This window comes from Sphingobacterium anhuiense (genome assembly GCF_042686355.1).
In the GTDB taxonomy this organism is placed as follows: domain Bacteria; phylum Bacteroidota; class Bacteroidia; order Sphingobacteriales; family Sphingobacteriaceae; genus Sphingobacterium; species Sphingobacterium anhuiense.
The window spans coordinates 20,900-43,635 of sequence record NZ_JBHUPE010000005.1; the positions used below are offsets into that span (position 1 = coordinate 20,900).

The following is a 22,736-nucleotide window of genomic DNA, read 5'->3' on the forward strand; positions in this document are numbered from 1 at the left end:
AGATATATTAATGCACTTGATCTAAAGTTTGCCGTAAAGCAGTAGGATTATTTAAATTTTTAAACTGCGTTGGTGTTAAACCTGTGTTTTTTTTGAATTGATTGCTGAGATATGCAGTGCTTGAATAATTAAGCTTTTCAGCGATTTCAGCTAATGAAAGTTCATCGTAAATTAATAACTCCTTAATATATTCTATTTTTTGGAAGATAGCATATTTTTCAATACTGATACTTGCTACAGAAGAGAAGAGGGCACTTAAAGAGCTGTATTCAACATGTAAATGATCACTTAATATATCTGATAAATTTTTATTCAGATAGTTATAAGGATAGCGTGTATAATCGATGATCAGCAATTTTATTTTTTCAATAAGACGCGTGTTTTTATCATCGATTAATTCAAAACCAATAGCATGCAGATTTTCCTTCACTTTCTTTCGTTGTTCAGGCTGTAGTGAATGGTCCAGTGTAACCACACCTAGTTGTAGATCATGATAAGGAATATGCAACTCTTTAAATATATTTTCTACAGCCATCTTACATCTATTGCAGACCATATTTTTAATAAAGAGTTGCATATTATTTTTATAAAACGTTAATATCTTTTAGTACATTATTCATGTTTCGAACAGCATCCGCACTTTTGTGTAGTTTTTGCTTTTCCTCTTCCGAAAGCTTCAAAGGTACAATTTTATCCCATCCATTTTTATTGATGATGACTGGAACACCTAAATTGATATCCGATAATCCAAATTCTCCATCCAAAAATACACTTGCTGTGAAAAGCTTGTTTTGATTTCTAACGATACTTTCAACGACAGCTGCAGTCGCTGCCCCAGGAGCATACCATGCAGAGGTTCCGATTAAGGATGTCAAAGTTGCACCGCCTACCATTGTTTTCTGAATAATTTCTTCTTGCTCCTCCTCAGTTAAAAAATCAGTTACAGGAATACTATTCCATGTGGCATGTTTGATCAGAGGAATCATGGTCGTATCGCCGTGACCGCCGACAACAATTGCATTAAGGTCACTTGCAGAAGCGTTTAATTTTTGACTTAGCTGATATTTAAATCGTGCAGAATCCAATGTTCCCCCCATACCTATGATTCTATTTTTTGGAAGACCAGAGCTTTTTAAAGCCAAATATGTCATGGTATCCATTGGATTTGAAACAATAATAATAATGACCTCAGGAGAATGTTTGATCAAATTATCAACTACTGTTTTAACAATATTTGCATTAGTGCCGATTAGTTCTTCTCTGGTCATGCCCGGTTTTCTCGGAATTCCTGAAGTAATAACTGCTACAGTGGAGCCTGCGGTTGCACTGTAATCATTCGTTACACCTATTATTTTTGAGTCGAATCCCAATAAAGCAGCAGTCTGTGACATATCTTGTGCCTTACCTTCAGCAAACCCTTCCTTGATATCTAAAAGGATGATTTCTTCAGCAACCTCTCTTCGGATTAAATTATCTGCAGTTGTCGCTCCAACTGCTCCTGCACCAACTATTGTAACTTTCATAAGCCTTTTAATTTTGGTCCTTAGACATTAATTTTTCTTTGAATTTACTCAATAAATAGTAGGAAAGCAATTAAGTTGTATAAAAAATGATAGGAAATAAAAAGGAGAACTTTCGTTCTCCTTTTTATTAAAATGGATAGCCAATAGCTAGATTAAACATTAAATTGTCCTTGCGCCATCTGCTACTTCCTAAATCAATATCTTTCAAGACCCATCGCTCTCCTTTATCCAAATATGGAATACGGAATGGAATAGCAAAATCTGTTCTTAATATAAGAAAAGTAAAGTCAAATCTTAAACCTAAACCGCCACCGACAGCTAATTCAGTTAAGAAATCTTTGCTAAATTTTGCTCCGGGCTTTTCATCATCTGTATTTTGTAGCCATACATTACCGGCATCAATAAATGCCGCCCAATGGACAAAACCAGCCAATTTAGCACGATATTCTGTACTCATTTCCAATTTTATATCTCCAGTTTGATCAGCATAGAACTTATTGGTCCCAATGTTTTGAGGTTTTAAAGTTCCTGGACCAATTGCCCGAGCAGCAAAAGCGCGAATACTGTTTGGACCACCCACATAATACTGTTTTAGATAGGGTAAAGCACGGGAGTTACCATAAGAGTAACTTAGACCTACACTGACTCGCGATGCTAATTGTGAATTTTCACTTAGTTTTAAATAATGTCTACCATCACCACTTACCTTGATATATTGAGAAAAATAAGCGTTGAATAATTTAAATGTTTTACCATCATTGTAGTTGGCACCTTTTATCAATCCCAATACATTACCAGATAAATCTAAATTTCCTTTAAAATAAAAGGTGTTTTTTAGATTTTTGTTCATCATATTGGATAAAGTAAAATTATAATTTGGACCAATAGTAAATTGTGGTTCTATAGCATGTTTTAGCGTTGGTACAGTATCCATCTGGGCTTTATATTCATCTGAAATACGGCTGGGCTGTACATATGTAATCTCTAATAATCCCAAATCATGTTGTTTCTCTTCAGATTCCTGCCAGATATAACCATAGTCTAGTTTTAGAGATCGTAACGTATATGCTCGAGTTCTATTTAAGAATTCAAATCCCGTTTTGATGTAGGTTTTTGGTATAAATCTACGACTGGGATTTATTTTGAAAGGCGAAAGAATACGGGGAAACGTTAAAGTAAGATCTGCACCATAGCGATAATAGCTTGAGTTTAGACTTACACTTCCACCGGTCTGTGTTTCGTATCCACCAAACACATTTAGACTTAACAGTTCGGCACCTCTAAAGGCATTTCGTAATTGCCAGTTCACATTAAGTTCGGATCCATTATATACCGAAGCCATTTTTCCTAACAATTCGAGACGAATAGATTTCTTAGGAAGAGGAGTAAGATAGTAATATACATCTAGTCCGTTTTTGACATCTTTACTATCAACGAAGTTGTTTTTAACAAATTTGAAGCTATTTAGATTTACAAGATGACTGATTGTTTTATTATGTGCACCGCGATTATAACGATCTCCTTTTTTAAAGAAGATATGGTTAGCTATAACGGGTTTTCTAAAGGTATTTTTTGGATCTATAAAGTAATATGAACTATCGAATAATTGCGCATTACGTGGAGCACGTTGATATCCTGTACCTTCGTCCGTATAATTTGGATAGATGTATATATTATTTATCTTGGATGGTGATTTAGCTATAACAGGTGTTTCAGGTTTAATAGTGACATATAAATTGACTTTATTATCTCCAATTGTACTATCTGCTTCCACCAATATATAGTCGGGACTGAAATAATAGTACCCAATATTTTTAAGTTCATTATCAATCCGATCACGTTCATTCAGGATATCATCTAAACTATAATGCTTACCAACCTTTAAAAGAGACTTATCACGAGATAGGAGTATATCTCGGCCAAGCTGTATCGTACTGTCTACATTAAACGTAACAGATTTTATTTTATAAATCAGATTAGTCGTCGCAATATAGTGTATGGTCGCTTCTTTATCCTTAATTGTAGTGTCAGACTTTACCTCTGCATTAAAGAAACCAATATTTTCAAGTCGATTTCTTAACAGGTTTTCATTATATTCCCTATTTACATCACTCAATAAAACGGGTTCTTCACCCATTTTTTTTAGTTGTCTGCGAATGAAATTTTTTCCAACTGAATCCCCAGCCATGTTGTTGAAAGCTAGTTTGTAACGCCATCCAAAAAGTGTCTTATTGGGTTTGGGCATTAATACCTGTTCCAGATGCGTAGCTAAGGCCTTTTTATGTTCTTTGGAAATCGTATCCGATTCAATATCGACATGGCCATCCACATATAAGGACTGACCCTCTTTTAAATTTTTTGTGGTCGAACAAGAAGCAATGAAAAGCCCTATAAATACAACAAAAGCTATAAATTGATTGCTATTTTTCATTATTCTCCCTTTCTTCATTTCTAATCACTTTTTCTCCTATTGTATCTGTTTTCTGATTCGTTGAATCAGTCTTATTGCTTGGTTTGGTTTGCTGGATTTGTTTTCTATCCAAGTAACGTTCTTTATATTTCTTAGGATCGTTACGCATCATGCTATCTCGAATTGCAAAGCGGACGCTATCTCTGTAAACGGAGTCGGTTTCCATACGTTCTACGTCAAAACGTTTACGGAAATTTTTGCTTCGGGTATTATATTCATTTAATTTTTTAGAATTCATCCAAATTTCTCTGAATTTATTGTAGCTCATGTTGATGATAAATCCAATACCTGTTTCAACATATTGGCCCTGAAGTGTTACCTGATATTGGTTTTTCCGATATACGCGAGCGAAATAGCGACCATCTTGAGACAGTTGGTAATCTAGACTAATATCTCCAGCAATATTCGCAGCCTGCTCTCCAGGTCTTGAATTCCCTTCAACTTCAAAATTTGAGCCTATAGTGATTTTCAAACGGTCGTTAAATAGCATTTTTGAAACACCAATATTTAAATCGGTACGTGTTTCCCCAACTCCAGTTGTAAAATCCTGCTCGGATTGTAAGTCAAAATCTAATTCCACTCCCTTAATTAAATCCGAAGCTAGTCGGTTTAACTGTGACGTTAGTAATGAACTCACACTATTACGAGCCATAGATTCGACACCGCCACCACCAGATAAACTTTCAAAAGGATTAGAAGCCAAAAAGCGTCCTAACACGATCAATGAGAAAACCTGCTTATTCATTTCAGAAGGGTCTGTTCGTATTTGTGAAAGGGCATTATTGACTTTACTCACCACATCTTGAGACGCAATGGCGTTATTTTCATCCAGATCAATATCAAAGCCTAGTTTAGGCTCGAATAACTTTTCTGTGATTAATAAATTGACATTAAATGGTACTCGCTGTTTGTATAGATTAGAGTTATCTGCACCAAGTTGAGTTTGTACCAATTCAAGGGTAGGGGCCTTGACTTTGTATACTGCAGTGATATCCATTCGCGCATCGAGCGGGTCTCCTGCCCATGTAATTGTACTTCCTTCTTTAAATAAGAACTCACGTTTCACAGGGCCAAAAGAAAACGAATAACTTCCTTTGTCCACCGTATAAGTTCCCGACATGGTGATCTTGTTACTCGCATCGATACCTGCATTTAATTCAGCTTCACCTTGGATGTTTAAGGCGTCCTGAGATCCTTCGTCAAGAATAACTTTGAATTTAGCATTCTTGTCAGTTTGAAGATTCAGCGTCACATCGATTCCTGTTAATTTTGTTGTTGTTAGTGAATCCAATTTTGCAAAAACATTTGCTCTTGTTGTATCACTTTTATCAACAAATTCTACGACACCTTTTCGCTCCACCATTCCAGGGTCATCATTCGGCATAATGAATACAAAATCAGTTTTATCTTGAACTTTGATATTTCCATCGACAACAGGTTTATCCAACGTGCCTCTTATACGTAGATCAGAAGAAACGTACATTTTACCAAAGAACAGATCATTATCCTCCCGAGTCGAATTCACAACTTCAAAGTTATCAGTCTTAAGATTCAAATTAAAGTCATAATCTGTATAGTTTTTAGTTAAAATGGTACCATTCAAATCACCAGTATTGCCTTTTTTATCTTTGATGTTGAAATTGGATAAAGAGATTCCCCTATTATTAAAACTAATTTTTTCGTTATCAATTAAGAACGCCGCATTAAGCATAGCAACATTAAATTCAGCACCATTAAAATTCAGATCACCGTTGATAACAGGTCTATCAGTCGTCCCGGATATTTTAAGCTCTCCTTGGACATCCCCTTTAGATTCTTTTAAGTACCCAAAGCTGAAAGCTTGAATAGTCTTCATTTTTAGAGGAGCAATGTTGAGCGTAGCATCAAAAGTAGCTTCTCCGGTTGGAGGACTTATAAACTCTCCGATTAAACTGACGTTATTACCATTTTCAGTAATACTGACATTGGCTGCATACGTGTTTTCTTTTTCATTATTAACTTTAATATTGACATTTCCAATTGTATCCGTCCCTAAGTAAAATTTATCAATTCCAATATCTGATACAAAAACAGGGTTACTTTCAAGGCGTGAAATCGTTGCTTGTCCATTAATACCACCACCAATATTCATGTCATCAGCAGCAATCATTTTACTGAGGGTCTCAATTCTGAAATTTTTAAAAAGTAGATCTATAGGTGAATTCAGAACACTATCCTGTGATTTAATTTCCAATAACTGCCCCTTGTTTTCCAGAATGAAATTATGAGCTTGAATACCCGCTTTACCAAATGATAAAACATTCGTACTATCGACATTCCATTTGTCATAATTTAGCATTAATCCATCTTCTAGTAAGCTAAAAAGAAAGTTGCCACGATCTACTTTCATATGGGCACCTAAATGGTACTGTTCTTTATCTTTTTTGTCTTTAATCCAAACGCCAAAATCTAAGTTATTTTTAATGACTTTACCACTGAGTACCGTATTGATCAATTCGATATTGCTAACTTTTATTTTGTTAATCAAAGCAGAATAATACATGGTGCTGTCAACTGTTGTCAGATCAAAAGTTACACTATTAATATCTGTGCCTGCATAAACAATTTTTGGTGCATCGAGCTTCGCCTGGATCAACTTGTTCTTACTATTAAACATACCATCAAGTGTGATGTCTTTCATTTCAGTCAGATCAGGTAAGAAGTCCTTTATAAATTTTGTTCTGGTCAGCTGAGCAGAAAATTCAAATTGTTGATCTTCGTATTTTGGAATGTTTACAGGAGCTCCAGGTTGATAATAAACGTGTGCAATGTCTTGTATTGCTGTACCAAGCTCCATTAATTTATATTTACCAACTAAATGGGCATTTAGAAAGGCAGATTTTAACATTAAAAGATTTGAGCTACTATCCGAACGAGCGATAATTGAAATACTATCAAGAGTGTAGCGGTCATTATTGTATGCAATAGAAGAATTGATGATATGTGCTTCTCCATTCAGGAAATTAGGATCTGCTGTTTCAAAATTTCCGACCATTTTGCCATGATAACGGAAGTCATCATCCATTAACTTTAAATTCTGTAAATTAATGCTATCGACCATCAGTTCAAAATCGACTTTCGGATATTTTGCATGCATATTAGCGGTAGCATTTAAATTGAATTTGACATTTGGATCAATACTATTAATTGAAGCTTCGATATCGCCTGCATTAGCATTCATATTCATATCGATGTTATGGTATTGATATCCTAAAGCATCCAGACGTATTAGTTTTCCGTCCACATTCGCTATCGCTTTTTTAGGATCTAATCCATGCCCTTTTACGTTGGCTTCAAATGATAAGATACCTAAGACAGAATCTTGTTTCAAAATTTTTCCGATGTCAAAGTCTTTAATAGATACGTAAGCATCATAAGTCGTATCACGCTTTGCCATATCAAATTTACCATTTACTTTAGCAGTTCCTTTTTCCGTCACTAAAGATAAATTGGTGTTGAATGATTGCATTCCCCCTTTAAATGTCCCAGTAAGCCCTATTGCATTTGGAAGTTCAAGATTTTTAGGAAATAATGATTTGGCAACAAGTTGTTCAATATCAGATCGGCCAGTTGTGAATTTTTTGAGCGTAAGGTCAATAGACATCTTATCAACATTAGGAAGCCCCTTGAGTCTAGCACTGGCAATTACTTTTGTATTCGATAATGTGCTGAAATCTAAGTGTGGGATATTGAGATCGTTCAGTTTTCCCATTACTTTTCCGTCAATATTGAATTTTTTATTCATGAGCGGATGCATGATCTCCATAGTATCCAAGAACGGAGCAAAGTAATAAATATCGCGCATATCAACATGACTCTTTTTAATGTTGGCATTGACAGTAAGCAATTCAGGTTTTTCCGATATAGCCTCTAAAGAAGGATAAGATATTTTAATATAATCTTGTAATAATGTTTTAGAAGTTGCAGCATACAGATTTTTGATCTCAGCACCTGTATTGGTATAGATAAAATCGCCTTTTAGATTTTTAATTTCGAAACCGGAGTGATCTTTTGCTGTTAATGATTTTAGCGATCCGCTAATTGAATCTGCGCTATAATACAAATCAGTCATCGCAGTATTGATTACAGGGATTTTAATATTGAAATAATCAAATCCTTTCATCCGTGCTTGATTGTCATCTTTATACCATACATTGGTATTATTGATGTTGATATCAGAAACAGAAACAATCCAATTAACCTTGGATGGTGCTGATGCTGTTGTATTTTTATCTGCGGCTGGTTTAGTTATTTTTACTATTTTGTCAAAAAACACCTGTGAATCAGATCCTTCTAAATTAATCTTTTTTATTGAAACAATTTCCTTATTAAGATCAATACTATTGATATCCGCGTACAGCTTTTGAATGGCAAACCTTGTTCTCAGTTTTCCCGCTTTATCTTCATATCGAACATTAATATTTCGCAGGTCTGCTGTATTAATACCAATATCAGGTAATAAAGAAGTGGCAATTGCAGTGGAATCAGTAATTCCAAAATCTTCAACACTGGGGCCATCGCCTTCTTGGGTAGGATTCCATTGTGTGACTAATGCACTTAAGCCATCAATAGTAACTTTTGGCATATCAAATGCCATATTTTTTGTCAAGTCAAATTTCTTGATCCTGGTGTCAAAATGTTTCAAATAGACGTCAGCGCTTGTACCAATTACGTCATCGGCATATACCACGTGAAAACGATCAAAGATAACTTTGTCCATATTGAATACCATAGCAGAAGAAGTATCAGTTTTTGCTTTGGTACTTTCGGGACTCGCAAATGCTTTTATGATATAGTCAAAATTGAAACTGCTGTCAGGCATAGACCGACGTATCTTTGCGGTAATGCCAGTAGCCTCCAGTTGTTGGATTTCTACTGTACTTTTTAGTAGTTTCATCATATTGATATCCACTTTGATGGCCTCACCTGCTACTAATGTATCTCTAGATTGATCTTCCAGATAGATGTTTTCTAAAACAAGTTTTTTTGGAAATTCAATATTGATGCTACCAATATGAAAGGGCGTGCCAATTTTGCCCTCAACATAAGTGGCTACTTTTCCGGCAATAAAATTTTGCACGGAAGGAAGTCGAATCAAAAAAATAATGAGAAGTAAGAGTCCAATGACAGATCCAATAATCCATAAAAGGGTCTTTAATGCGATACGGCTAAATTTATTCAAAATATTTTTTAGTCTTTATATAAACCTTAATTTATTATTATAACGTAAAACAAGTGATTATGTTTATATCTTATTTACTATTTTACATTTAATTTTATTACAAAGAAGGATGGATATTCCAGTTTTTCTCCAAGAACTAAATATAGGGAGAAGTATTTGTAATGTTGTCGAGATTAATCAAAAATAGTGCCTTATTTCTAGTATACAACCTCTATTTTTAAGTTTGGCTTTTAGATTGGTTTTTTGCTTTTTTTCTACGTATATTCGAGATAATCAACATAAAACAAATGGAAAGAAAGAAATTTTTAAGCTCATTAGCGCTAGCGAGCGTTGGTGGAACAGTACTGACTTCATGTCTAAATACACAAAGTAATAATGAAACAACAATAACACAAGCCGGATTCAATGCCGGATTTATATTTCATAGCGTCTATTTCTGGTTAAAAGATGGAATCACGGCAGAGGAAGATAAGGATTTTTTAAAGTTTTTTGACATTTTGAAAAAAGTGCCGGGAGTACAATCTTGCCATATCGGTAAACCCGCTAAAACTAATCCAAGACCAGTGGTCGATAATTCTTTTTCATATCATATCATGTTGACTTTTGAAAATCTGGAAGCAATTACAAAATATGAAGAACATCCAGATCATCTAGCTGGGATTGATCAATATAGTAAGTATTGGGTAAAAGTAGAAGTAAAAGATACGGTGATTAGCTAGTTCTTAATAAAAAGCATAATATGAAAGAGAGAATCATAAGTGCTCTCTTTCATCTGTATATCATTTTACCTCAATACTCTGAGATGTATTTTGATTGTCTTGGTCATTATCATCTTTTTCTTGTCGTTCGACAGTTATTTTGCATTCTGTCAGTAAAGCCGCCATAGCACCAACTGCTGCAAATATAGGGGCAAAGATGAGGCCTATAGCACCTACAGTAACAGGGAAACTCATGATTTCTTTTCCTGATTTATCGGATATGCTGATTTTCGTTACATTTCCATCCGCAATGAGTTCTTTAATCTTCTTTAGTAGATTTTCACCTGTAATCGAGAAAGTTTCTTTAATGCTCATAATGATTTGATTTTTAAAATGATGTCCAATAAATATAATCATTATTGTCCAAATAATTGGATAGAAATGTTAAAAGCGTTGCTCACGCTTAAACTGATTAAATCTGGATTTATTTTTACCATCAACTCGTGAAGCTACTGCCCATATTGCCGCGGGCAACCAACCGATAAGTGTGCATTGCAAAATCAAACATAAAATTCCAGAAAATATTTTCCCTCTTAAAAAAAAGGAAAGCCAAGGTAATAATACTGCTATTAAGATCATATCTTTTGTTTCTTTGTTTAGCCAAAGATAAATCCTCCAATAATTTATTCACGTCTTTTTTAGGTAAACCTAGAAGAAGCATCGGCGAACATAGGTTATAAAAAGGTGAATAAATTCCTTCTTTCAATTGCTTACCTCATTTCGATGAGCTCACTTAACGTTTTTCCATCCCAGGTGTATTTCTTTTGACTTTTTGTTTCCTTGTAATTAGGCTCATCTAAATTGTCATCAATATTTTCGCCTTCAACTATTTTTTTGTAGATCATAGTGGGATCACCTTTATGTTCGGAGGGGAATAGGATTGTTTCATCGTAATAGAATACACCCGCATCAGAAACAGACATTTTGCTTGGGAAATGAATCAATTCTTGACCAGTCCATGCAAAATAGTAATATTGGGTAGCGATTCCACATGCCTCACCTAAAAAAGCAGAACGATGAATATTTTTAATGTTTTTTAATCCCATTCCTCCTAAGATCTTAGTCTCGGTACCAGTTTGATCATTTACCTCAGCTTGATATGAAGCGCGCGCAATAACGTTTTTTTCTCGATCAAAGACTTTGATTTCGGCGTCATAATATGATGGTGAATTTTCAGTAGAGGATCTAAATTTTTTGAAACCATAAATGAACTGTTCGCCCTCTTGGTTACGTATGCTGTTGAGAGCTAGTAAGCCTAACCATATAAAACCCTCTTTTTTGACATTGTTTTTTATAAAATTAATTTTATGCCATGGGGCATAAAATCCTCTTATCGTACTTCCATTGTATCCCTCACTGTTAATAACAACCATTGCACCCTCTTGTAGAGAATCGACCAACTTCGATTTAGTATCCGCATTTTCACGTACATATGCCACGTCAGCGAATACATAAGCTGTATCACCTTTTTGAAAATTCCATAAAGTGTATTCATCACTTACAGCATACGCTGCAGGTTGTTCCTGTGCACGAACCAGTAAAAAAGTAATTGAAAATAGAAAGAGAAGTGCTTTTTTTTTCATGTTTTTAACAATCTAGTTTTTTGTGTAAAATACTTATTTTGTAATGATCATAATCAATTAGAAGACAAATTTGATTCCAATTAGGGATATGAATACAATTATTTTTACACATCATTATAAATAAAAATATTGTTCAATTCTATGCGTTTGAAGTTTAATTGTTTATATCGTCTTTTAAACGCACATATTTTTAATATAGGGTAGCCTTGGCTATAGGGATGAAACTCTATAATTTAAGAGGGCCAATTTTCATGAAAATTGGCCCTCTTAAATTTTTAATTCTGAAATGATTTAAGCAAGACTAGCTAAGCTATCTTCTAATATTTTAATTTTAGATTCAGCATCAGCTTTCTTGTTTTGTTCATTTTGAATAATTTCTGGCTTCGCATTTTGAACAAAACGCTCATTCGATAATTTTTTGTCTACAGAAACGAGAAATCCTTTTAAATAATCGATTTCTTTTGTGATTCTTTCACGTTCAGCGTCTACATCTATGTTTTCTTCAAGCGCAACATAACATTCTTCTTTGCCAGCTAAGAAACTAACTGCTCCAGCTATTTTTTCTTGAACAAAGGTTAGTTTTTCAATGTTAGCCAACTTGATAATACTTTCTTGATAGTTTGTAAAATCAATTTCTGTTGCATTGATAGCTAAAGGTAAAGCAATTTTCGGTGAAATCTGCTTAGTATTACGGATATTTCGAACTTCAGAAATAATCTGCTGTACAAAAGTAAATTCCTTAATGATTTTTTGATCGATAGCGCCAACCGTTGGATACTCCGCCACAATGATACAATCTTTTGCATCGCGGTCTCCAAATAGTTCATCATGCCAAAGTTCTTCAGATAAGAAAGGCATAAAAGGATGAACCAATGTAAGTATACGTTTGAAAAATCCTTTTACCACTTCAAAAGTTTCCATTTCAAGAGGAGTTTGATACGCAGGTTTTATAAGCTCTAAATACCAAGCACAGAAATCATCCCATACTAATTTGTAAGTAGACATAAGGGCATCGGATAGGCGATAATGATTAAAGTGATCTTCGATCTCAATTAAAGTAGCATTAAATTTGCTTTCAAACCATTTTGCCGCAGTTTTCTGAGCTTCAGTTGCAGGAGCATCTATAGTCTCTAAACCTTTAACTAAACGGAATGCATTCCATATTTTATTCGCAAAATTACGGCCTTGCTCACAGTAAGAGACATCAAACATTAAGTCATTTCCAGCAGGCGAAGAAAGTAGCATACCTACGCGTACACCATCGGTGCCGTATTGAGCCATCAGTTCGATCGGATCAGGAGAATTTCCTAATGATTTGGACATTTTCCGGCCCAATTTATCACGAACGATACCTGTAAGATATACATTTTTGAAAGGAGCTTTACCCGTATATGCATGTCCCATGATCATCATACGCGCTACCCAGAAAAATAAAATTTCGGGAGCTGTTACTAAATCATTTGTAGGGTAGTAATAGTTGAATTCTTCATTTTCAGGGTTGCGAACGCCGTCGAATACCGACATAGGCCATAAACCAGACGAGAACCATGTATCGAGTACATCTTCTTCCTGACGAATCGCACCAGCAACTTTACCTTGAGATTCAAACTCTTGAATTGCCTCAGATTCAGTTTTTGCAACTACCCATTCATTTTTTTCATTGTACCATGCCGGAATACGTTGACCCCACCATAGCTGACGGGAAATACACCAATCTTTTACATTTTCCATCCAATGTTTGTAGCTGGATGTAAACTTGTCTGGAATTAAATTTACTTCTCCGCTTACAACATAATCTAATGCAGGTTGAGCTAATTTATCCATTTTGCACCACCATTGCATGGAAAGTTTTGGTTCAATAGCAGCATCAGTACGCTCTGAAAAACCTACTTGAGATTTATAATCTTCAATTTTTTCGATCTGATTGACTTCCTCTAAAAGTTTCGCAATCTTTTTACGAGCAATGAAGCGGTCTTCACCAACTAAAATTTGAGCATTGGCATTTAATGTTCCATCATCGTTTAATAAATCAATGATTTCTAAGTTATGTTTTTGACCTAAAGCATAATCATTCAAATCATGAGCAGGAGTTACTTTAAGGCAACCTGTACCAAATTCTATATCCACGTATTCATCTTCGATGATTGGAATCTCACGATTTATTAACGGGATAATAACTGATTTACCTTTTAGGTGTGTATAGCGCTCATCATTAGGGTTAATACAGATAGCTGCATCGGCCATGATCGTCTCTGGACGAGTCGTAGCAATGATGATTTGTTCATTTGAATCCTTAATTTGATAACGGATGTAGTATAGTTTTTGGTTGACCTCTCTACGGATTACCTCTTCATCAGATAAAGCTGTTTTTCCCTGTGGATCCCAGTTTACCATACGGACACCACGGTAAATGTAACCTTCTTTATAGAACTTGATGAAGGTGTCAATCACTGATTCTGATAAATCAGCGTCCATCGTAAATTTTGTGCGTTCCCAATCACATGAGGCACCTAATTTCTCAAGTTGTTTTAAGATGATGCCACCATATTTCTCTTTCCATTCCCAAGCATGTTTTAAGAAATCTTCACGCGATAATGATTTTTTATCAATTCCCTGCTCTTTCAACATAGCGACAACCTTTGCTTCAGTTGCAATAGAGGCATGATCGGTTCCAGGGACCCAACAAGCATTTTTACCCTGCATACGTGCTCGACGAATCAATACATCTTGAATGGTATTGTTCAGCATATGTCCCATGTGCAATACACCGGTGACGTTCGGAGGAGGCATTACTATTGTGTACGGTTCACGCTCATCAGGTGTAGAACGGAAAAATCCGTTCTCCATCCAGTAGCTGTACCATTTGTCTTCAGCTTCTTTAGGATTGTAAGTTTTTGCTATACTCATGATAATTTTTTTTCAAAATCGTTTGCAAATTTAGCGAATTTAGTTGTTTTATAGAAGTTTAATATTGCTATTTCAAAAATTGGTTTTCGACTTATTTATGCTTTTCATTACGTATAAAACCACATTACTAAGTGTAAATATATAATTAAGAGTATATCTTAAATTTTATCAAGCTTTAATGTGTTGATTATGATCTTGTTGTAATGTTGGTTTTGCAGCCATTTCTACTGTAAAATTGAAATTGACCTTATGGTAATATTTTTATAACATAATCATAACATTTTAGACTATTATTACTGAAATAGCGTACATTTGCGTGTTTTACATAAATACTAAAAATGAATAGAATTGCCAATGAGTTAAAGGCCCTAACTCAGTACTTTTTATTTTGGCTTATCATATGTTTTATTGATCGATTGCTGTTTATAACAGCTTTTTTTGATAAAATTGGATCGAAAAATTTCTCAGAGATTTTCAAAATCTATTATCACGGCCTTAGTTTAGATTTTTCAGCAGTATCCTATATCTGTGCAGTTCCTTTTCTTATCTACTGTATCTTATCTTTTTTACCGAATGTACATTATAAAAGAAAAATATTGGATGTGTACACCATCACTTTGCTCGTTATTTATTTTGTTGTTTCTTTTATTAATATCAATATTTATCGGGAATGGGGCGATAAAATTTCAAAGAGAGCAATTGATGCTTTTTTAGCATCACCATCTGGAGCCGTTGCTTCTGCCGAATCAACACCTGTATTCTTTCCAGTTTTTGGAATGATTGTCGGAATCGTTGTGGGCTATTTTTTATATCGTTGGATGTTCAAAAAAGTGCATTTTTATAATATTAAGCTGCCTTGGCAGAATGCTATTAAATTATTGATTGGAGCTATTTTGCTATTTACTTTTATAAGAGGAGGATATGGAAGAGCAACTTTAAATCCGAGCAAAGCTTATTTTTCTGAGCAAAGCTTTTATAATCATGCTGCGGTAAATACACAATGGGCACTGTTGCGGGATTATTTTGCGAAAAGTACCCGGTTAAAAAGTCCTTATCAGTTTTATAATGATGAAGACCAGCTCCATTCGACTTTAAAACCTGCATTTAATGCAAATCCAGATTCATCCGTTTCTATATTGACTACGAAACGTCCAAACGTTGTTGTTATCATGTTAGAAAGTTTTGTTGGCGGTCTAATTGAATCAATGGGAGGAGAAAAAGGAATTACACCAAATTTTGAGAAATTAATTAATCAAGGCGTATTTTTTGATCACATTTATGCGGCCGCAGATCGATCTGATAAAGGAATGGTGGGAATATTCAGTGCCTTTCCGGCACAAGGACCCGAAAGCATTATCAAGTATATCGATAAACATGAGAATTTGCCGGCTGTAGGTCAAGAATTAAGTAGTACAGGTTACCATGGCTCATTTTATCATGGGGGTCAAAGTGAGTTTTACAATTTTAAATCGTACATGTTGATGCACGGTGTCTCGAAAGTTGTCGATAATGCAAACTTTGGTGTAGATGTTTCACGGGCTTCATGGGGTGTCTATGACCATATTGTATTAAAACGAATGCTACATGATTTTGATACCGAGAAAACCCCCTTCTTTTCAACAATTTTTACATTAATCAATCACGAGCCCTTTAACTTGCCAGGGCGTTATAAATTTGGGACTAAATCAAATGCAGATAAATTTAGAAGCACAGCCTTCTATACAGATTCGATTGTTTATGATTTTATTAATCAAGCCAAAACCAAAAGCTGGTATAAAAATACCCTATTTGTTGTTGTAGCAGATCATGGGCACCGGTTGCCTGCAGAGAAATGGGAGTTGTCTAACCCGCATCGTTTTCATATTCCACTATTATTTTTTGGTGATGTAATCAAACCTGAGTTCAGAGGTAAAAAAATCGACCGTATCGGCAATCAGACCGATATGGTAGCGACATTGCTTCATCAATTAAATCTTCCGGCTACTCGATACCATTGGAGTCGCGATTTATTGAATCCAACCACACCTCAAATTGCGTTTTACAATTCTAAAGATGCTTTTGGTGTAATTACACCAGATCAAGTCGTGAGTTTTGATAATGTAGGGAAGATTATTAATTATAAACAGAATAGTGACTATTCTCCTGTAAAAACAGATAGTTTACTCAATATAGGAAAAGCTTATTACCAAGAAGTGTATAAAGAGTTTTTAAAATATTAGATAGAAAATATGATAAAGTTGAAAGGTTCATTTGCACCATATCTCGGTTTGCTGATTAGATTTCTCATACTGTTGTTAATTTATGCTTTTTTAAGACTGGGTTTTTATGGGATTAATTATGCTCTTTTTCCCCATGTAAATAGTGCTCAATTATTGTATATGTTATGGGGTGGGGTTAAATTTGATATCGTAGCGCTACTATATTTAAATATACTCTATTTATTGATGCAGATTATTCCTGCACCATTCAAGTATAATACCTTATATCAAAAAATAGCAAAGTGGATTTTTATTATTACCAATTCAATCGGAATCGCTTTAAATTTAGTTGATTTTGCTTATTATCCATTTACCTTGAAACGAACTACAGGGACTGTATTTGATCAGTTTGCAAATGAAAAAAATTTAGGTTCCTTGGCTTTAGATTTTTGCCTTGACTACTGGTATCTTTTTATACTATTTGCGATATTGGTTTATGCTTTAATTAAGCTATATGATCTCGTACAAGTACAGCGTCCACTACTGTTTAGATGGCATGCATATAGCATTCAATCGGCTTGTTTTTTAATTGCTATTTTTCTGTTTATTGGAGGCGTTCGTGGTGGATGGGCGCATAGTACAAGGCCTATTACATTAAGTAATGCAGGAGATTATGTAACGAATCCCGAAGAGATGAATATTGTATTAAATACCCCTTTTAGTTTAATGAAGACGTTAAAAGCGGTTAATTTAAAACCTATTCATACGTATACCGAACAAGAGCTGACTGCAATTTATAATCCTGTTCATTATCCTCAAAGTAAGGAACCTTTTAAAAAAATGAATGTTGTCTTTCTAATTTTGGAAAGCTTTGCAAAAGAACATTTTGGAGAATTAAATAAAGATATTCAAGGCGGACAGTATAAAGGATATACACCATTTTTGGATTCTTTAATCCGGGAAGGATATACTTTTGAACATACCTATGCTAACGGACGTAAATCAATTGATGCATTGCCTTCTGTTATAACAGGAATACCATCTGTAGGTGAACCATTTGTATTGTCGGTATATTCTGGTAATAAAACGACCAGTATTGCTAATCTGTTAGCAAATAAAGGTTATGAAACAGCATTTTTTCACGGTGCTCCAAATGGAAGTATGGGATTTTCTGCATATATGAAGTTAGCCGGTATTCAACATTATTATGGTAAAAACGAATACAATAACGATGCAGACTTTGACGGTATCTGGGGCATATGGGACGAACCGTTTATGCAATATATGGCTAGTGAAATCAACACCTTTAAACAGCCATTTTTTGCTAGTTTCTTTTCGCTTTCTTCTCACCACCCTTTTAAAGTACCCTCAAAATATGAAGGAGTTTTTCCAAAAGGACCTTTACCAGTTCAAGAACCTATTGGTTATACTGATAATGCATTGCGTCAATTTTTTAAAACTGCATCTTCTATGTCTTGGTATAAAAATACCTTGTTTGTTATCTGTGCAGATCATGCAACGGTAAGTGCATTGCCAGAATACCAGACTGCGGCCAATAGTTATGCGATTCCTATTATCCTTTACCATCCAGGAGGAGATTTAAAAGGTAGAAGTGATAAATTGGCGCAACAGATAGATATCATGCCTACAGTATTAAATTATTTGAATTATGATAAACCATATTTTGCATTTGGTTTCGATGCTTTAAATCCAACAAAGGAAAATTTTGTAGTCAACAATAATTCAGGAATATTTAATTTTTATTACAAAGATTATTTGCTGATCAACGATGGAATAAAAAATATTTCCCTCCACAATCTAAAAGAAGATCGGTTGATGAAACATGATTTATTGAAGCAACCACCCCTAGTGCTAGATACCATGGAAACAAAATTTAAAGCTTTTGAACAGCAATATAATAACCGAATGATCGAAAATAAATTAATTTACGACGGTAAATAACTGGAATTATTAGGATTTATATTAAGCATTGCCCCACAAAGGTGATGCTTTTTGTATTTTTAAGATTAACAATACGATCACCCTAGCACGACATAAGAAAGAGCCTGCAGGATGATAACAATGGCTATACCATCAGCCTAGCGCGACATAGGAATGAGCCTGCAAGTAGATAACATTGACTATACCATCAGCCTAGATCGACACAATGAATAGGTTATCTATGCACCTGCTATGCACAATATACACACAACAAATAGCCGAATGAGCTTATAGGATGACTATAGGGTGAAACTCATTTTGAAAAGTTTTAATACAAACTTTAGAAATAGGATAAATGATCGATGGAGATTACACGTTTGTGAAAGATTAAAATAACTAAAAAATATTTATTCGCTATTCGTTTTTTATACGTCAATTTGTAATTTATTTGCCCATGAACTAAAGTAGTAATCCTTATCTTTGTATCATGTCTGAACACGCTATTTTGGAACAAGAAACAATTGTGGCATTAGCCACAGCAAGTGGTAATGGTGCTATCGCTGTAATACGTCTTTCTGGTAAAGATGCTATTGAAATAACCAACCAGGTATTTCGGGGTAAGAATTTGCTCAAGCAAGCTTCACATACTCTTCATTTCGGTACCGTACGAGATGGAGAAGAAATCATTGATGAGGTATTGGTCTCACTATTTGTAGGCCCGAATTCTTATACTAAAGAAAATGTAGTTGAGATCTCCACCCACAATTCTAAGTATATAATTGAACGTGTGATGAGTCTGCTTATTAAAAAAGGAGCACAAGCAGCTAAAGCAGGAGAATTCACATTACGTGCTTTTTTAAATGGGGGAATGGACCTTTCTCAAGCAGAAGCTGTTGCTGATTTGATTGCTTCAAATTCTGCTGCTTCCCATCAAATTGCGATGCAACAGATGAGAGGCGGATTTTCCAATCAGCTGAAAAAATTGAGAGATGATTTGATCCACTTTGCATCACTAATAGAATTGGAACTTGACTTTTCAGAAGAAGATGTAGAATTTGCGAACCGCGATCAATTGAAAAGTTTAATTAAACAAATTAATCAAGTGGTGAGTAAGTTGATTTCTTCATTTGAACAAGGTAATGTCTTGAAAAATGGTGTTCCAGTTGTAATTGCAGGTAAACCTAATGTCGGAAAATCTACTTTGTTGAATGCTTTATTGAATGAGGAGCGTGCCATTGTATCGGACATTGCGGGTACCACAAGAGATACGATTGAAGATGAAATAAATATCAAAGGAATTACTTTCCGATTTATTGATACTGCCGGTATTCGTGAAACTATCGATGTTATCGAGGCTAAAGGAGTAGAGCGTACACGAGAAAAAATGAAGCAGGCACGTTTAATCATTTATTTATTTGATCCTACACAAGATGAGGTGGTAGATATTGAGGCGCAGATTGCAGAAGTTGCAGTATTGAACATACCTTTTGTTACAATTATTAATAAAGCTGACTTGCTTACAGTAGAGCAGAAAAAGCATTATGAGGTTTTAAAACCGCTATACATATCTGCAAAAGAACAAATAGGAGTAGAGGAGCTAAAAGATGAACTATTAAATCAAGTAAATCTATCTAACTTAAATACTGACGATGTCTTAGTAACCAATATTCGTCACGTAGAAGCTCTTCAGCATACACGAACATCCTTGGAACGCGTACTCAACGGAATTGACAACCCGGTTACATCTGATTTCTTAGCCATGGATATACGTCAATCATTATATCATTTAGGCGAAATTACAGGTTCTGTTTCAACCGATGATTTGTTGGATAATATATTTTCGAAATTCTGTATCGGAAAATAATAATTGGAATAATTAACAGTTAAAAAGCACTAACAGTCAAATTGTTAGTGCTTTTTTTTGTGATTAATGATTTGCTGAATAAAACTTCGTGTTTGCTATAGTGGATAGTAGAACTCAAAAATTAGAATTGCCTCTGTTTTCTATTATTGACGTTTATTTTGTTCCGATCGAGCTGATTGATGCTAGTGTGGGCTCATTAAATGTGATGTCTATTTTATATTCAATTGACTATTACTAAAAGTGCTGTAATATGGGATGATGAAATACAATATTCGTTATATCATTTTAAAAGCATATGGCGATTTTAAATATTCGTATTTCCCACTGAAATTCCTTAAATTTAAATACTCCAATTTTAAGCGGGTTTAGTTAATCAATATCTTATTAGCCTTAAGTTTTTTTTCAGGCTTGTATTGTTAATGTTCATAAAAACATAGAAATGAAGATCACATCCATTTTATATTTATTGCTATTGGGTCCACTAATTGGTAACGCCCAGGAAAATCTCGATTTTAGTGGCAATAAAACCATTGTTTCTCCCGATATTAACGGAAAACAGATAACCTTCAGACTTTTGGCTCCAGAAGCGAAGACTGTAAAGTTAGAGGGCAATTGGATGAAAACTGATGACTTGAATTTTGGAATTAAAGATTCAAGGGGAGTATGGTCGTTTACAAATCAAGATCTGAAACCCGATATTTATACCTATTCTTTTATTGTGGATGGAGTTAAAGCTACTGATCCCAATAACGCTTATCAGGTTCGGGATGTGAGTTCTGTCATGAGCATGTTTATCGTAAATGGACCAGAATCATCCAATTATACTGTTCAAAATGTCCCTCATGGTACTGTTGCTAAAAGATGGTATACTTCAAGAGGGCTAAAAGAAGATCGTAGATTAACCGTTTATACACCTCCCGGTTATGAGGCTTCAAAAGAAAAATATCCTGTCCTTTATCTTTTACATGGGATGGGGGGGGACGAAGAAGCTTGGATGACCTTAGGGAGAGCTTCACAAATTTTAGATAATCTAATAGCGCAAGGAAAAGCAAAGCCGATGATCGTCATTATGCCTAATGGTCACACGAGTAATGCGGCTGCACCAGGGGAGTCTTCTAAGGGTTTTTATAAAATTGATATGGTAACTCCAGATATTTTTACAGGAGATATGGAAGCTAATTTTAATGAAATCATAGCTTTTACAGAACAGAATTATCGGGTGAAAGCTGATGCGAAAAATCGAGCTATTGCTGGACTTTCAATGGGAGGTTTTCATTCCTTGTATATTTCAGCCAACCAACCTAAAACTTTTGATTATATTGGATTATTTTCTCCTGCAATTCTACCTCCAGAAAATAAGAAAAGTACAATTTACGAAAATCTTGATGCCAAGCTTCAGGTTCAAAAAAACAACGCTTACCGTTTGTACTGGATTGCCATTGGGAAAACGGATTTTTTATACAAGCATGTTGCCGGCTTCAGGGATAAACTCGATAAGATGAATTTTAGCTATCAATATGTCGAATCAGAAGGCGGTCATACCTGGAGCAACTGGAGGAAATATCTCAATGATTTTGTTCCTCAATTGTTTAAATAAAAAAAGTGTTATGATGCGAAAAGTTAAAAGTATCGTTGTTTTTTGTGCTTCTAGTTTAGGTAAAGAAAATATCTATGAGGAGCAAGCTGCACATGTCGGGCATGTATTTGCGAAAAAAGGTATTCGTCTAGTATATGGTGGTGGACGAGTTGGATTGATGGGAGCAGTTGCCAATGGTGCATTAGAAAAAGGAGGCGAAGTGATAGGTGTCATTCCTGAGTTTCTCAATTCCAAGGAAAGAGAGCATACAGGGGTTACAAAGTTAATTACAGTAGATACCATGCATGATCGCAAGCGAATCATGCACGATTATTCAGATGGAGTCATTGCATTGCCAGGGGGCTTTGGAACGCTCGAAGAGCTATTTGAAATGGTGACTTGGGGTCAGCTGGGGTTGCATAAAAAACCAGTAGGAATTCTCAATACGAATGGTTATTATGATCACCTCCTGTTATTTATTGATCACATGACGGCAGAAGGTTTATTGAAAGAAGAGAATAAATCCATGCTTCTGTTTGGAAATACCATTGAAGAGTTATTAGAAAAAATGGAACGGTACGAAGCACCCAAGGTTACTAAATGGATAGAAAAAGATGAAATTTAAACCTATTTATTAGTTGTTTAAGCATCTCTCTTATTGTGATTTTACTTTCGTCTTAATTTTTTTACAATTT

14 protein-coding genes are annotated in these 22,736 nt (G+C 34.8%); 6 read left to right on the forward strand and 8 right to left on the reverse strand.

The window, feature by feature from the left end; translation table 11 throughout:
• Nucleotides 1-7: 7 nt before the first annotated feature.
• From ACFS6I_RS12340 to ACFS6I_RS12355, 4 genes are all read right to left on the reverse strand, one after another.
• The gene (locus ACFS6I_RS12340) at nt 8-556 is read right to left on the reverse strand and encodes a helix-turn-helix domain-containing protein (protein WP_259194198.1); all 549 of its coding nucleotides are present in this window, start codon (nt 554-556) and stop codon (nt 8-10) included.
• A gap of 28 nt (nt 557-584) precedes the next feature.
• The gene (locus ACFS6I_RS12345; protein WP_132770832.1) at nt 585-1,523 is read right to left on the reverse strand and encodes a malate dehydrogenase; all 939 of its coding nucleotides are present in this window, start codon (nt 1,521-1,523) and stop codon (nt 585-587) included.
• Between the two features lie 127 nt (nt 1,524-1,650).
• Nucleotides 1,651-3,954 (reverse strand): translocation and assembly module lipoprotein TamL, encoded by a 2,304-nt coding sequence (tamL, locus tag ACFS6I_RS12350; RefSeq protein WP_380920951.1) that lies wholly within the window; start codon nt 3,952-3,954, stop codon nt 1,651-1,653.
• Entirely contained in the window at nt 3,944-9,214 is a 5,271-nt protein-coding gene (locus tag ACFS6I_RS12355; protein WP_380920953.1) for a translocation/assembly module TamB domain-containing protein, read from the reverse strand. Before ACFS6I_RS12355 ends, tamL begins: the two co-directional genes overlap by 11 nt.
• 287 nt (nt 9,215-9,501) lie before the next feature.
• On the opposite strand from ACFS6I_RS12355, the gene ACFS6I_RS12360 reads away from it, so the two are divergent.
• The gene (locus ACFS6I_RS12360; protein ID WP_380920955.1) at nt 9,502-9,933 is read left to right on the forward strand and encodes a Dabb family protein; all 432 of its coding nucleotides are present in this window, start codon (nt 9,502-9,504) and stop codon (nt 9,931-9,933) included.
• A 60-nt stretch (nt 9,934-9,993) separates the two neighbouring features.
• On the opposite strand, the gene ACFS6I_RS12365 is transcribed toward ACFS6I_RS12360, so the two are convergent.
• The 4 genes from ACFS6I_RS12365 to ACFS6I_RS12380 form a co-directional block, all read right to left on the reverse strand.
• The gene (locus ACFS6I_RS12365) at nt 9,994-10,287 is read right to left on the reverse strand and encodes a DUF4342 domain-containing protein (RefSeq protein WP_037525171.1); all 294 of its coding nucleotides are present in this window, start codon (nt 10,285-10,287) and stop codon (nt 9,994-9,996) included.
• 69 nt (nt 10,288-10,356) lie between these two features.
• The gene (locus ACFS6I_RS12370; protein ID WP_021188471.1) at nt 10,357-10,551 is read right to left on the reverse strand and encodes a YqaE/Pmp3 family membrane protein; all 195 of its coding nucleotides are present in this window, start codon (nt 10,549-10,551) and stop codon (nt 10,357-10,359) included.
• Nucleotides 10,552-10,682: 131 nt separating this feature from the next.
• A complete protein-coding gene (locus tag ACFS6I_RS12375) occupies nt 10,683-11,555 on the reverse strand; it encodes a hypothetical protein (protein ID WP_380920958.1) in 873 nt (290 codons plus the stop codon).
• Nucleotides 11,556-11,846: 291 nt separating this feature from the next.
• Complete coding sequence (locus ACFS6I_RS12380; RefSeq protein WP_380920960.1) at nt 11,847-14,462, reverse strand: valine--tRNA ligase; 2,616 nt, start codon at nt 14,460-14,462, stop codon at nt 11,847-11,849.
• 338 nt (nt 14,463-14,800) lie between these two features.
• Between ACFS6I_RS12380 and ACFS6I_RS12385 the strand changes: the two genes are divergently transcribed.
• The 5 genes from ACFS6I_RS12385 (at nt 14,801) to ACFS6I_RS12405 (ending at nt 22,666) form a co-directional block, all read left to right on the forward strand.
• The gene (locus ACFS6I_RS12385) at nt 14,801-16,681 is read left to right on the forward strand and encodes an LTA synthase family protein (RefSeq protein ID WP_380920962.1); all 1,881 of its coding nucleotides are present in this window, start codon (nt 14,801-14,803) and stop codon (nt 16,679-16,681) included.
• 9 nt (nt 16,682-16,690) lie between these two features.
• Nucleotides 16,691-18,622, forward strand: coding sequence for an LTA synthase family protein (locus tag ACFS6I_RS12390; protein ID WP_380920964.1), 1,932 nt, complete (start codon nt 16,691-16,693; stop codon nt 18,620-18,622).
• A 466-nt stretch (nt 18,623-19,088) separates the two neighbouring features.
• On the forward strand, nt 19,089-20,465 hold the full coding sequence (gene mnmE, locus ACFS6I_RS12395; RefSeq protein ID WP_380920966.1) for a tRNA uridine-5-carboxymethylaminomethyl(34) synthesis GTPase MnmE: 1,377 nt from the start codon (nt 19,089-19,091) through the stop codon (nt 20,463-20,465).
• A 439-nt stretch (nt 20,466-20,904) separates the two neighbouring features.
• Nucleotides 20,905-22,062 (forward strand): esterase, encoded by a 1,158-nt coding sequence (locus tag ACFS6I_RS12400; protein WP_380920968.1) that lies wholly within the window; start codon nt 20,905-20,907, stop codon nt 22,060-22,062.
• A 10-nt stretch (nt 22,063-22,072) separates the two neighbouring features.
• Nucleotides 22,073-22,666, forward strand: coding sequence for an LOG family protein (locus ACFS6I_RS12405; RefSeq protein ID WP_346581480.1), 594 nt, complete (start codon nt 22,073-22,075; stop codon nt 22,664-22,666).
• Nucleotides 22,667-22,736 lie beyond the last annotated feature (70 nt).

Excerpts from the sequence above, each read along its gene's own strand:
- ACFS6I_RS12385 (WP_380920962.1), top strand. The coding sequence starts at position 14,801 with ATGAATAGAATTGCCAATGAGTTAAAGGCCCTAACTCAGTACTTTTTA.
- ACFS6I_RS12405 (WP_346581480.1), top strand. The coding sequence starts at position 22,073 with ATGATGCGAAAAGTTAAAAGTATCGTTGTTTTTTGTGCTTCTAGTTTA.
- tamL (WP_380920951.1), bottom strand. The coding sequence starts at position 3,954 with ATGAAAAATAGCAATCAATTTATAGCTTTTGTTGTATTTATAGGGCTT.
- ACFS6I_RS12390 (WP_380920964.1), top strand. The coding sequence starts at position 16,691 with ATGATAAAGTTGAAAGGTTCATTTGCACCATATCTCGGTTTGCTGATT.
- ACFS6I_RS12345 (WP_132770832.1), bottom strand. The coding sequence starts at position 1,523 with ATGAAAGTTACAATAGTTGGTGCAGGAGCAGTTGGAGCGACAACTGCA.
- ACFS6I_RS12400 (WP_380920968.1), top strand. The coding sequence starts at position 20,905 with ATGAAGATCACATCCATTTTATATTTATTGCTATTGGGTCCACTAATT.
- ACFS6I_RS12375 (WP_380920958.1), bottom strand. The coding sequence starts at position 11,555 with ATGAAAAAAAAAGCACTTCTCTTTCTATTTTCAATTACTTTTTTACTG.
- ACFS6I_RS12370 (WP_021188471.1), bottom strand. The coding sequence starts at position 10,551 with ATGATCTTAATAGCAGTATTATTACCTTGGCTTTCCTTTTTTTTAAGA.
- ACFS6I_RS12380 (WP_380920960.1), bottom strand. The coding sequence starts at position 14,462 with ATGAGTATAGCAAAAACTTACAATCCTAAAGAAGCTGAAGACAAATGG.
- ACFS6I_RS12365 (WP_037525171.1), bottom strand. The coding sequence starts at position 10,287 with ATGAGCATTAAAGAAACTTTCTCGATTACAGGTGAAAATCTACTAAAG.
- ACFS6I_RS12340 (WP_259194198.1), bottom strand. The coding sequence starts at position 556 with ATGGTCTGCAATAGATGTAAGATGGCTGTAGAAAATATATTTAAAGAG.
- ACFS6I_RS12360 (WP_380920955.1), top strand. The coding sequence starts at position 9,502 with ATGGAAAGAAAGAAATTTTTAAGCTCATTAGCGCTAGCGAGCGTTGGT.
- mnmE (WP_380920966.1), top strand. The coding sequence starts at position 19,089 with ATGTCTGAACACGCTATTTTGGAACAAGAAACAATTGTGGCATTAGCC.